This window comes from Flavobacterium eburneipallidum, from assembly GCF_027111355.2.
In the GTDB taxonomy this organism is placed as follows: Bacteria; Bacteroidota; Bacteroidia; order Flavobacteriales; family Flavobacteriaceae; genus Flavobacterium; species Flavobacterium eburneipallidum.
The window spans coordinates 3,192,732-3,206,323 of sequence record NZ_CP114291.2 but is presented as its reverse complement, the minus strand read 5'-3'; the positions used below and the strand labels follow the sequence as shown (position 1 = coordinate 3,206,323).

Annotated in this window: 10 protein-coding genes; all 10 read left to right on the top strand. The window is 33.0% G+C overall.

Going from position 1 to position 13,592, the window contains the following annotated elements; genetic code table 11:
* Window positions 1–179: 179 nt before the first annotated feature.
* The 10 genes from OZP15_RS13555 (at window position 180) to OZP15_RS13510 (ending at window position 13,408) form a co-directional block, all read left to right on the top strand.
* Entirely contained in the window at window positions 180–1,604 is a 1,425-nt protein-coding gene (locus tag OZP15_RS13555) for an undecaprenyl-phosphate glucose phosphotransferase (RefSeq protein ID WP_281336385.1), read from the top strand.
* Between the two features lie 518 nt (window positions 1,605–2,122).
* Window positions 2,123–2,923 (top strand): polysaccharide biosynthesis/export family protein, encoded by an 801-nt coding sequence (locus OZP15_RS13550; protein ID WP_269225980.1) that lies wholly within the window; start codon window positions 2,123–2,125, stop codon window positions 2,921–2,923.
* A 7-nt stretch (window positions 2,924–2,930) separates the two neighbouring features.
* Complete coding sequence (locus tag OZP15_RS13545; protein WP_281336384.1) at window positions 2,931–5,318, top strand: GumC family protein; 2,388 nt, start codon at window positions 2,931–2,933, stop codon at window positions 5,316–5,318.
* 142 nt (window positions 5,319–5,460) lie between these two features.
* On the top strand, window positions 5,461–6,081 hold the full coding sequence (gene recR / locus OZP15_RS13540; RefSeq protein ID WP_281336383.1) for a recombination mediator RecR: 621 nt from the start codon (window positions 5,461–5,463) through the stop codon (window positions 6,079–6,081).
* A gap of 71 nt (window positions 6,082–6,152) precedes the next feature.
* Window positions 6,153–6,941: a polysaccharide biosynthesis/export family protein gene (locus OZP15_RS13535; RefSeq protein ID WP_269225976.1), complete on the top strand. Its 789-nt coding sequence runs from the start codon at window positions 6,153–6,155 to the stop codon at window positions 6,939–6,941.
* Between the two features lie 13 nt (window positions 6,942–6,954).
* Window positions 6,955–9,420: a polysaccharide biosynthesis tyrosine autokinase gene (locus tag OZP15_RS13530; protein ID WP_281336382.1), complete on the top strand. Its 2,466-nt coding sequence runs from the start codon at window positions 6,955–6,957 to the stop codon at window positions 9,418–9,420.
* A 17-nt stretch (window positions 9,421–9,437) separates the two neighbouring features.
* A complete protein-coding gene (locus OZP15_RS13525; RefSeq protein ID WP_269225975.1) occupies window positions 9,438–10,418 on the top strand; it encodes an SDR family oxidoreductase in 981 nt (326 codons plus the stop codon).
* Window positions 10,419–10,481: 63 nt separating this feature from the next.
* Window positions 10,482–11,765, top strand: a complete 1,284-nt coding sequence (locus tag OZP15_RS13520; RefSeq protein WP_269225974.1) for a nucleotide sugar dehydrogenase — start codon at window positions 10,482–10,484, stop codon at window positions 11,763–11,765.
* Between the two features lie 44 nt (window positions 11,766–11,809).
* Window positions 11,810–12,856: a dTDP-glucose 4,6-dehydratase gene (gene rfbB / locus OZP15_RS13515; protein WP_269225973.1), complete on the top strand. Its 1,047-nt coding sequence runs from the start codon at window positions 11,810–11,812 to the stop codon at window positions 12,854–12,856.
* An 81-nt stretch (window positions 12,857–12,937) separates the two neighbouring features.
* Window positions 12,938–13,408, top strand: a complete 471-nt coding sequence (locus OZP15_RS13510) for a UpxY family transcription antiterminator (RefSeq protein ID WP_281336381.1) — start codon at window positions 12,938–12,940, stop codon at window positions 13,406–13,408.
* The last annotated feature ends 184 nt before the right edge of the window (window positions 13,409–13,592 follow it).

The window sequence follows — 13,592 nt, the reverse complement described above, 5'->3', positions numbered from 1 at the left end:
TTGTTTGTTTTAATGATTTAAGAAAGTAAGAGTTCAGATGAATTACAATTTTGCTCTATTTTTTTGTTTAATCGATTTTTTAATTCTATTCAACGGGTTTGTTTTAGTAAATGCTAAAAAGACTTCAAATTTGAAAAATAAATAAAGTTTATTGTTTCATAAACTATAAAATATAAATAATGATTCTTCTAAAAATACTTGCAAGCTATCGTTTTTCCCGCTATTTTAAGATAGGCTTTCTAGTTTGGGATTTGGTGTTGTTGAATTCGGCGATAGCACTTTCATTTTTGTTTCAATTTGGCAATCTTAACTTCGTCAATCTCAAAGATGCTAAAGCCATCTCATTGTTGGCTAATATATTTTGGATTTCTTTATTGTTTTATAAAGATTCCTATCGCATCATTCGAACCGAAAGGATAGAAGCTATCCTTTACCGAACAATCCGAATGCTATTAATTCACATGGCGATAATCAGTTTGTTTATTGTTGTGCTTGACTATGAAAAGATTTCTCGTATGAGAATGGTCTATTTTTATGTTGCCTTTTTTATTATGCTGGTCAATTTTCGAATATTTTTCATGAAGGTATTGAAATTTATTCGGCTAAAAGGATTTAATTCGAGAAATATAGTCATTGTAGGAGCCAATGCAACAGGCGAAAGAATGAATAGGATTTTGACAAAAGATTTGACTTCAGGTTATAAAGTAATGGGCTTTTTTGATGACGAACCAGATCCTAATACCCAACTTATGGCTCCTCTTTTAGGAGGTTTTAACAATATTGAAACGTATTTAAGTACGCATGAAGTGGACGAAATGTATGTTGCTTTGCATATCGATAAAGTAAAAGTAATCAATAGATTGACAGCGCTTTGCGAGCATTATATGGTGCGTATTAAGTTTATCCCTGACTTTCAGCAATATACAAAGTCAAACAGGGTGCAAGTTTCTTTTTATGGAAATGGTAATGTACCTGTTTTGATGTTTCGTAAAGAACCACTCGAAATTCCTTTGCATCGCATCATAAAGAAAGTTTTTGATTTCTTTTTCTCTTTGTTTGTTATTGTATTTGTGTTCTCTTGGCTGTTTCCAATACTAATGGTGTTGATTAAATTGAATTCACCAGGCCCTATCTTTTTTGTACAACAACGATCTGGAAGAGATAATAAAGCTTTTCCTTGCTTTAAATTTCGTACGATGTATGTTAATGATGCCGCCAATAGAGTGCAAGCAACACAAAATGATTCAAGAGTTACTAAAATAGGTGCTTTTTTGCGTCGCACCAGTTTAGATGAGTTTCCACAGTTTTTTAATGTTCTATTAGGCAATATGTCTGTTGTAGGGCCACGTCCACACATGTTGTCACATACTGAACAATATTCAGAATTGATTAACAATTTCCTAGTACGTCACTATGCCAAACCAGGGATTACGGGTTGGGCGCAAGTTAATGGATTTAGAGGTGAAACCAAAGAATTGTCAGACATGGAAGGACGTGTAGAGCATGATATTTGGTACATCGAAAACTGGAGTTTTTTGTTGGATGTAAAAATCATCTGGAAGACTTTTGTTCAAGTTTTTCAAGGCGATAAAAAGGCGTATTAGATTAATAGTTTAATTCAAATTTTTTGCTTTTAAACATATAGAAGCATAGATTTTGTATGTTTTGAAAGGCGTTTCACTTTATTAAAGAAAAACATAGCTATGTGAACCCAAGCTCGAGCGATAGTGAATAGGCGAAGCAATTGGGTTATACAACTCTTTTTTTTTATGATTCTATGTGTTTAAATTTTATATCTTTTTAAATTCTTTTATTTTTAATAATTACACCCAACGGGTTAGTTTTTTAAGCTCTAAAATTATGATTTTTAGAAATTTATATAATTGAAAGTAAATTCTGTTGTCTTTTAAAGGTATTATTTGCCGTATTGCATATCTTTGCCATGATTTTAAAGTATTTTTGAAGTCACTACATTTAGAAATAATTTTAAAAATGTTGGACCATTAAGTTTGTTAAGAAAATTAAGGTTTGTTGTGTTTTTTAATCTCCTTACATTTCTTAATGATTTTAATAAATATTCAAAATATTTCTAGCAAACCTAAATAATAAAAAGTATTCACCCATGAAATTTACCTCTTTATTAAAAAAAACAATTCCATTTTGTATTGTTTTAATCTTGTTTTCTTGTAAACCCAAATCAGAATTAGTTTATTATCAAAACATTGATAGTTTGTCTTCTAAAGAAAAATTGGATTCGTATGAAATTAAGATTCAACCTGATGATATGCTCACAATTATCGTATCTGCCGACGATCCTGAAACGGCAGTTCCTTTCAATTTGACAACTATTAGTATGCCTTCTGCTGTTAGTAATAATTTGATGAATGCTAGAGGACAAGAATCGATGCAGTCGTATTTAGTAGACGTAAATGGGTTTATTGATTTTCCAGTTTTGGGAAAACTGAAAGTAAGCGGTTTGTCACGTACAGAAGTGATGCAATTATTAGAATCAAAAATTGCGAAATATATCAAAAATCCAATTATCAATCTTCGTTTGACGAATTTTAAAGTTTCATTGCAAGGTGAGGTTACTATTCCAGGGACTTATCCTTTGACATCAGACAGAGTTACTCTTATCGAAGCCATCAGTATGGCAAAAGATTTGACTATCTACGGAAGAAGAGATAATATATTGATTATTAGAGAAATTGATGGAGTGAAATCTTACAATAGGGTAGATATTACGAAAGCGGATTTTATCAATTCGCCATTTTATTATTTAGCACAAAATGATGTGATCTATGTAGAGCCTAATAAAACGAGAATCAATGGAGCGGCAGTAGGAGCCAATACCAATGTTATCATTTCGATTACCTCATTAGTGATTACTTTAATAACCTTGATAGTTACAGCAAAAAACTAAATATACTATGGATTTTTACAACAACTCCGACGAAGATCAAATTGAAGATTTTAATTTAAGAGATAGTTTAGAGCGTTATTTAGAGCATTGGCGATGGTTTGTATTGGCTGCTTTTTTGTCACTTGCCGTAGCTTATGTGTATTTAAGGTATGCAACTCCTCAATATTCTGCCAGTACTACTATATTGGTTAAAGATGATAAAAAAGGGGGTATGCTTTCTGAATTATCTGTTTTTGCTGACATGGGGTTGGGAGGTGGAATGAAAAGTAATTTGGATAATGAAATCGAGATATTGAAGTCCAGAACTTTAGTTGAAAAAACAGTTAAAAGATTACAACTAAACACATCAATAATCGAAAAAGGGAAAGTAAATAGTACAGAAATGTATGATAGATCCCCAATCAAAGTACAGTTTGTCAATGCCAATTCAAAGTTTTATGAGGATAGAATGAATTTTGAATTTGTTAAGTTGACATCTAACACTTTTCAATTAAAAAACGCAGTTGAATCAGATAGGAGTAAGTTGCTTTTAGTGAATAAAAAAGAGTTTCGATATGGAGAAATTATTCCCCTTCAAAATGCTGGTTTGATAATTACAAAATCTTCTGTTGAAAAAGCGTTTAAAAATGTTGAGGGCAAATCTATTATTATTACAATAAACCCACTGGGTAATGTTGTAGCTAGTTTTCAGCAACGATTGAATGTAGATCCAATAAGTAAAACGAGTAGTGTTGTAAGTGTTTCTATAGTAGATCCTGTTTCTAAAAAAGCAGAAGTCTTTTTGGATAATTTGATTAAAAATTACAATGAAGATGCAGCGGCTGATAAGAGTTTTATTTCCGAGAATACTTCCAAATTTGTTTCCAATCGATTGTTGTTGATTACCCAAGAGTTGGATGGAGTAGAAAAAGATGTACAAAGTTTTAAAACAGCTAATAAACTTACTGATATCGAAACCGAAGCCAAATTGTTTATCGAAGGCTCTAGTGAGTACAATAAAAAAAGAGTGGAGATCGAAATTCAGTTAAACATGGTGGCTTCTATGTTGGATTTTATCAAAAAAAGCAACAATTCCGATTTGTTGCCAACCAATATGATTTCTAGCGATGGTGATGCAGCAGGATTGGTGGATTCTTATAATCAATTGGTTTTGGAACGTAACCGAATTTTGAAATCAGCAACTCTAGCAAATCCAACGGTTATCAAATTAGACCAACAAATCAGTTCTTTAAAAGCCAATGTGGGCGAGAGTTTGAGAAGAATACAGTCTAATTTGGGTATTCAAAAAAGAGACTTGAGAAGTCAAGAAGGCATTTTAGACAACAAAATAGGTGATATTCCAGTGCAAGAACGTCAGTTTAGAGTAATTGCACGTCAACAAAAAGTAAAAGAAGAACTTTATTTGTATTTGTTGCAAAAAAGAGAAGAAACGGCTATTTCTTTGGCAGCAACAGAACCGAATGCTAGAGTAATTGATGCAGCAAAAGCATCAGATGTTCCCGTTTCTCCTAAAAAGAAGATGATCTATTTAGCTGCATTATTTTTAGGACTTTTAATACCATTCGGAATTATATACATAATTGATTTGTTGGATACGAAAGTAAAAAGTCGTTTTGATGTTATGAATAAATTTGATGTTCCGTTCTTGGGAGATGTGCCTAATTCTATTACCACCGATGGCTTAATAGATGCGACCAGTAGGACAGGTACTGCCGAAGCGCTTCGAATTGTGAAAACCAACTTAGATTTTATGTTAAGTCAAGTGCCAGATGGTGAGGCCAAAACTGTGTTTATGACCTCGACTGTTTCTGGAGAAGGAAAGACATTTTTGTCGGCTAATCTAGCGGCAACAATGGCGCTTTCTGGGGTAAAAGTCCTCCTGATTGGAATGGATTTTAGAAATCCTAAATTGAATGAATACATCGATTTGCCTAATAATTCAGGTTTAACAGATTATTTATCATCGAATAAAGCCATCTTAAGTGATTACATACACAAAACAGCTGGTTTTGAAAACTTTTATGTTCTCCCTGCTGGAGTGATTCCGCCCAATCCAACAGAATTATTGATGAGTAAAAAAGTAAAAGAATTATTTATTCAATTTAAAAATGAGTACGACTATATCATCGTAGATATGGCACCAGTTAGTCTAGTATCCGATACCTTGATGTTGTCTAAATATGCAGATGCAACTGTTTATGTTTGTAGAGCTGGTGTATTGGATAAGCGTATGATTCATATTCCTAAAATGATTTACAAAGAAGGAAAACTTAAAAATATGTCGTTGGTACTTAATGATACTAAAATGAATAAAAGTTATGGGTATGGTTACGGCTACGGCTATGGAGTCAAAGTGGACGAAAAACCTTGGTACAAGAAAATATTTAAAGCATAAAGAAAAAGAGGCGAAAGCCTCTTTTTTTATTAATCGTTGTTCATCTATTGTTCAACGTTTTTGGTTTAACGAACTACGAAAATCGAACTACGAAAATCGAAGAAGTCTTCATTTTTCTAAACAAATTGTTACATTTGTAGCTATGGAATTTTCATCAAAACTTTTAGAGAAAGCAGTTAACGAAGTATCTCAATTGCCTGGAATTGGAAAACGAACCGCTTTGCGATTGGTATTGCATTTGTTAAAACAACCCAAAGAGCAAACTAGCTTTTTATCACAAGCTTTAACTACAATGAGGGAGGAAGTTAAGTTTTGTATTAGCTGTCATAATATTTCTGATATAGAAATTTGCGAAATTTGTTCTAATGAGAAGAGGAATCACCAAATTATTTGTGTAGTAGAAGATATTCGCGATGTAATGGCGATTGAAAATACAGGACAATTTAAAGGGATTTATCACGTTCTAGGGGGAAAAATATCACCAATTGATGGAGTTGGACCCAGTCAATTGAATATTAGTTCGTTGGTTGAAAAAGTAAAATCGGGGACAGTAAAGGAGTTGATATTTGCTTTAAGTTCCACCATGGAAGGCGATACCACTAATTTTTATATCTACAAACAGATTCAAGATTGTGAGATTATAACTTCGACGATTGCAAGAGGAATATCGGTTGGCGATGAATTAGAATATGCCGATGAGGTAACTTTGGGAAGGAGTATTTTACAGAGAGTTCCTTTTGAGAATTTTTTTAAAAATAATTAATTCATGATAATGAACAACGATATTTTTTTAATTTGTGAAATGAAAAACTATATTTGTTGAAAAAATGGAATATGAATAAATTCATACGTTATATAGTTTTTGGAGTTTGTCTTTTTTTACAATCCTGCATACCTACTAAAGATCTTGTTTACCTTCAAAATAAAAATGCAACAGAACCTTCAGTTGCTATAACCGAAGTGATGCAAAAGCCTTACAGACTTCAGGTTGACGATGTTTTGAGTATTACTTTAAAGGCAAGTGATCCTGCATTAGTATCTATTTTTACCCCTACAGCTAGAGGCGAATCAGGAAAAGATGCTTCTTCATTGTATTTTGACGGATTCACTATAAACGATCACGGCAATATTAGATTTCCAATTTTAGGAGAAGTAAACGCCATTGGTTATACAGTAGAAGAGTTAAGGGATAAATTAGAAAAACAGCTTTTAGATGAGTATTTCAAAAAAGAGGCAAATATTTTTGTTACCGTAAAATTAGCGGGTTTCAAATATACAATGAATGGAGAGATAGGAAATCCTGGGACTAAATTCTTATATCAGAATCACGTTAATATTATGGAAGCTATTGCTAATTCTGGTGACATCACCATAACGGGCGATAGAAAAGCAGTTACCATCATGCGACAATCCCCTTCTGGAACCGAAATGCACGACATTGATCTTACTGATAAGAAAGTGATGCAATCTCCTTACTATCATTTGCAACCCAATGATTATATTTATGTGAAACCACTCAAACAAAAAACCTGGGGAACTGGAAAAACAGGGATAGAATCGTTGAGTACCATCATTACATTAATTTCCTTAATAACTACTACTTTAGTTATAATAAAATTATAATACCAATTCCAAAATGCTAGACATAAAAGATTTTTCTATTTTTGAAGCCCAATCGGGTTTTGATTTCAAAGGGTTTTTACTAAAGATTGCGAGTTATTGGAAGTGGTTTGTATTGAGTTTAGCCATTACTTTCAGTATCGCCTATCAGGTAAACATTCGCAAAGAAAAAATTTATGCCATGGAAACGCTAATCTCTGTAAAAGAAGAAAGCAATCCATTGTTTACTTCCAATACGAGTTTGGTTTTTAATTGGGGAGGTCCTTCAGATCAAGTTCAAACCATTTCCACAACGCTAAAATCGCGTTCTCACAATGAGCTAGTGGTCGATAAACTTCAGTATTATATTGGGTATTTATCGCAAGGAGAATACAATTTGGTCGATGCTTATGGGGCCGTTCCTTTTTATGTAGATATTGATAAATCCAAAGGGCAACTAGCAGGAACTCTTATCAAAATTAAATTCTTAAGCGAAAATGAATATGAAATTCGAATACCTTTTGCTTCCAATTCAGTTTCGTTAGTTACCTATTCGGATAATTCCTATCGAAATACTGCCGTGGCAGTTGGCGATTTCATAAAAAAATACAAAGTAGGACAACGAGTTTCATTGCCTTTTTTAGATTGGAAATTACAAATAAAAGATAACCCTGGGATTTATAAAGGGAATGAATATTTCGTTCAATTCAATGATTTTGACGGAACTGTTTCTGGTTACAGAGGCATAAATGTCAGTACAGACGAAAAGGGAGGCTCTATAATTACCCTAGGAATGCAAGGAACAAACAAAGCTCGAATGGTGGAGTATTTGAATGCAACTGTAAAAATGCTTATCAAAAGACAATTGGATAGCAAAAACCAATTTGCTACCAATACCATAAGTTTTATAGATAGTACGCTTGTGGCTATGGAAGCTCAATTGAAAGAAACTACGAACGAGTTGAAATCGTTTAGAAGCAATAAAAACATATATGATATTGAAGAAGGAGGAGGGAAATTTTCGGGACAAATTTTAGAATTTGATGTTCAAAAAGATGAAATCAGCCGAAAAATTTCGTATTATAATTCCTTGAAAGCCTATTTAAAAAATAGTGTGGACTATGCTAAACTTCCTGCGCCAACAGTAGCAGGAATTGAAGATCCTAATATTGTAATGAATGTTTCGAAGCTGATTTCACTTTCTACTCAACGTTCAGAAATGGCTTATGCTGTCAAAAGCGAAAAAATATTCAAAGATTTTGACAATCAGATGGAAGCCATCAAGAAAGTATTGCTGGAGAATATCGCTACTGCAAAAACTTCTTTGCAGTACGACATGAATTTGGTAAATAGTAAAATTAATGAGGCGGAAAGCAGTATTAAAAAACTCCCAGAAGATCAGCAAGAATTAATAAAAATTAAAAGGAAATACGATTTAAGCGATAATATCTATAGTACTTTTCTTCAAAAAAGGAGTGAAGCCGATATTGTAAAAGCCGCTAATTTATCGGATATTCATTTTATAGATCCTGCAAAAGATATAGGTGGAGGTCTTATTGGCCCTAAAACTTCTGTCAATTATGTGTTGGCATTGTTTTTAGGATTGTTGATTCCGTTACTTTTTGTATTTGCTATTTTCTTCATCAATAATGCTATTCAGAATACGGAAGATGTTAGTAAACTGACCCAAATCCCATTGATTGGTGTTATCGGTTTGAGTAATGAAAAATCAGAATTGGCCGTATTTGAAAAACCAAAATCGGCTCTTTCAGAGTCGTTTAGAGCCATTCGATCGTCTTTGCAATTTCTATACAAACAACAAAAATTGGACGGTGCAAAAACACTTATGATAACTTCCTCTGTAAGTGGTGAAGGAAAAACATTTTGTGCCTTGAATATTGCAACAGTATTTGCATTAAGCGAAAAAAAGACAGTAATACTTGGATTGGATTTGAGAAAACCAAAACTCTTTGACGAATTCAATTTGACTAATGAAGTAGGTGTTGTCAATTATTTGATCAAACAAAAAACAGTTGACGAGATTATCAATCATACTCATATTCCGTTTCTTGACGTTATTATTTCAGGGCCGATTCCTCCAAATCCTGCCGAAATGATTTTGAGCGATGGTATGAAAGAGTTGATCGAAGAATTAAAACAAAAATACGATTACATTATTTTAGATACTCCACCAGTTGGGTTGGTTTCAGATGCTTTAGAGTTGGCTCAATATTGCGATGTAACTTTATATATTGTTAGACAAAATTTTACTAAAAAAGAAATGATTACCTTGTTGAATAATAGAGTCAAACGAGGTGAGCTTAATAATACCAGTATTATTTTGAATGGATTTCAAAATAAAGCCAAATATGGTGCTGGTTACGGTTATGGCTATGGTTATGGCTACGGGAATACTACTTATTCTAACGGATACACAGATGATAGTGTTCCAAAAGATTTTTTTGAAAAAATAATAGAAAAGTTTACAAAAGATAAAAGCTAGTATTGGATTATAAACCAATGAAAAAAGAAAATACACATAGTATATTAATTACTGGTGGAGCTGGATTTATTGGCTCTAACCTTTGTGATTATTTTTTGTCCAAAAATTATCAGGTTACTTGTTTGGATAATTTTTCCACTGGTCATCGTCATAATTTAAAAGATTGTATCAATCATCCCAATTTTCGATTAATTGAAGGCGATATTCGGAATCTAACCGATTGTCAGAATGCAACTCAAGGTGTAGATTATGTTTTGCACCAAGCCGCTTTGGGTTCTGTGCCACGATCTATTAAAGATCCAATTACTACTAATGAGGTTAATGTTTCGGGTTTTTTGAATATGCTGGTAGCTTCTCGTGATGCTAATGTAAAACGATTTATTTATGCAGCCAGTTCCTCTACTTATGGAGATTCACAAGGTTTGCCAAAAATAGAAGACGTAATAGGAAAACCGCTTTCACCTTATGCGATAACCAAATATGTGAATGAATTGTATGCAGATATTTTCAGCAGAACTTATGGATTAGAAACAATAGGCTTGCGTTATTTTAATGTTTTTGGAAGAAAACAAGATCCTAATGGAGCTTATGCTGCTGTAATTCCAAAATTTGTATCGCAATTAACAAAGTTAGAAAGTCCGTTAATTAATGGCGATGGAAACTATTCTAGAGATTTTACTTATATTGATAATGTAATTCAAATGAATGAATTAGCCATATTGACACAAAATCCTGATGCTATAAATACCGTATTCAATACCGCTTTTGGAGATAGAAATACATTAAACGATTTGGTAGGTTATTTAAAAAAGTATCTTTCAAGATATGATGCAAGAATCGCTGATGTTAAAATTGAATACGGTCCTAGTCGTGCAGGAGATATTCCGCATTCGTTAGCAAGTATTGATAAGGCAAAAGCATTGTTGGGTTATGAACCGAAATTTTCATTACAAGAAGGTTTGAAGGAAGCCATTGAATGGTATTGGAATAATTTGTAGAGATGTAATGTGTTGCGTCTGTGTTAAATATATGATAGTTCAGGAGAACAAAAAAACAAAAAATTGAAAACAGATATAAAAATAGCAGTTATAGGTTTGGGATATGTAGGTTTGCCATTGGCACGATTATTTGCTACACAATATCCTGTTATTGGATTTGATATTAATCAGTCTAGAATCGAAGCTTTGCAACAAGGCAATGATACTACTTTGGAGATTGATACTGCCACTTTGAAACAAGTATTAGTTGAAAAATCGTCTGATAGTAACGGTTTGTACTGTACTTCTTCACTTGCAGAAATTGCAGATTGTAATTACTTTATAGTTACAGTTCCTACACCAGTAGATAAAAATAACCGTCCCGATTTAACGCCTTTGTATAAATCAAGTGAAACGGTTGGAAAAGTATTAAAAAAAGGAGACATCGTTATTTATGAATCTACAGTTTATCCGGGCGTAACCGAAGAAGAATGCGTACCCGTTTTAGAAAAAATATCAGGACTAAAATTTAATGAAGATTTTTTTGCGGGCTATTCTCCAGAGAGAATCAATCCAGGTGATAAAGAGCATACAGTAGATAAAATTTTGAAAGTCACTTCGGGATCGACTATTGAAATTGGTCAGAAAGTAAATGAGTTGTATCAATCTGTAATCACAGCAGGAACTTATTTAGCACCATCGATTAAAGTTGCCGAAGCAGCAAAAGTTATTGAGAATTCGCAACGTGACATTAATATCGCTTTTGTCAATGAACTGGCCAAAATATTCAATATTTTAGAGATTGATACACAAGCTGTTTTAGCTGCTGCAGGAACCAAATGGAATTTTCTCCCTTTCAAACCAGGATTGGTTGGCGGACATTGCATCGGTGTTGATCCTTATTATTTAGCCCAAAAAGCACAAGAAAATGGTTATCATCCCGAAATAATTTTGGCAGGTCGTCGTTTGAATGACAGTATGGGCGAATACGTAGCTTCGCAAGTGGTGAAATTGATGATTAAGAAAGGAATTACCATCAATGGAGCAAGTCTTTTGATGTTAGGGATTACCTTCAAAGAAAATTGTCCCGATGTAAGAAATACTAAAATTGTAGATGTGATTGCTGCGCTTGAAGATTATGGAATTCAAGTAAGTCTTTATGATCCTTTGGCAAGTCCTGTAGAGGTTTTGCATGAATATAAATTAAATTTCAGCAAAGAAAAACCCACAACTACTTTTGATGCCATTGTTTTAGGAGTGGCGCACCAAGAGTTTTTGGATTTAGACTTTAATGCCATTCGCAATAAAAACAGTATTGTTTATGACGTTAAAGGAGTTTTAGGACATATAGCTGACGGTAGATTGTAAGATTCTAAATAGATATTTAAAAAAGTTAAAATTAAAATTCGAAAATGAAAAAAATACTGATTACAGGTGGAGCAGGATTTATTGGATCTCATGTTGTTAGGCGTTTTGTTCAAAAATACCCAGAACACCAAATTTTTAATTTGGATGCACTTACCTATGCAGGAAATTTAGAGAACATCATTGATATTGAAAAGGAACCGAATTACACTTTCGTAAAAGGAGATATTACCGATGAAAATTTTATTGGTAAATTATTTAAAGAGCATCAATTTGATGGTGTGATTCATTTGGCTGCCGAATCTCATGTCGATCGTTCTATCGAAGATCCTATGGCTTTTGTAAAAACCAATGTAATAGGGACAGTGAATTTACTTAATGCAGCGAGAAAACAATGGACAAATAACTTTGAAGGAAAACGTTTTTATCATGTTAGTACAGACGAAGTGTATGGCTCTTTGGGTGCTGAAGGCTTGTTTACAGAAACCACTCCTTATGATCCCAATTCACCTTATTCAGCTTCAAAAGCAAGTTCCGATCATTTTGTGAGAGCTTATGGTGAAACTTATGGATTGCCTTATGTTTTGACTAATTGTTCTAACAATTATGGACCTAATCATTTTCCAGAAAAACTAATTCCGTTGTTTATCAACAATATTATTAATAACAAACCTTTGCCTGTTTATGGTGACGGAAATTACACTCGCGATTGGTTGTTCGTGAAGGATCATGCTGTGGCAATTGATTTGGTTTTTCACCAAGGAAAAAATCACGAAACCTATAATATTGGTGGATTCAACGAATGGAAAAACATTGATTTAGTCAAAGTTTTGTGCCAAATTATGGATACAAAATTGGGTAGAGTTACTGGAGAATCAGCTAAACTAATCACTTATGTAAAAGATCGTCCTGGACACGATTTGCGTTATGCCATTGATGCTAATAAAATAAACAAAGAATTGGGCTGGGAACCATCGGTTACTTTCGAACAAGGATTAGAGTTTACCATAGATTGGTATCTTAATAATCAGGAATGGTTGAATAGTGTAACCTCTGGCGATTATGAGAAATATTACGACAAAATGTATTCCTAGAAGTTAGAAGAAGGCAGTAAGTTGTCATAAAAATTAAATTTCAGACCATAATTTGCAACCTCGAAAAAGAGTAGATAAGATATGAATTGGTATGTAGTGTACACCAAACCCAAATGGGAAAAAAAAGTAGCCGAACGATTGAATGAAATTGGAGTAGTTACGTATTGCCCTTTGGTAACCAAAACAAGCCAATGGTCTGATCGCAAAAAAACAATAAGTGTACCTTTGTTTAATTCTTATATTTTCGTGCAAATTGAAGAAAAGGATCGAAATAAGGTTTTTCAAATTCCGGGAGCCGTTCGCTATTTGTTTTGGTTAGGAAAACCAGCAATGGTCAAAGATTCAGAAATTGAAGCCATTCAAACTTGGTTAGCTGCCCCAGCTACTTATGAAGTTTCATTAGATAAATGGAAAAAAGGCGACAAAATCATGCTGGAATCAGGGCCATTTATTAGTCAATCTGCCATTATTCAAGAAGTAAAACAAAACCATTATATCTTGATTTTAGAATCGTTGGGCTGTTTATTACGAATAGATAAAAAAGAAGACTAATTTATTTATTTTAAGATTTTATTATTATTAAATTGTTAAGCTAAATAATTTTTAATCATAAAAGCCTTGTTGTTAGTTTGATAGAGGCTAATATGTGCTTTTTGTTTTGGCATTGAAAGTGTCATATTTTGTGTGTAAAAAAGAGGTAAATTTTTTATTTACTATAAATTTGCAATAGTTTAAG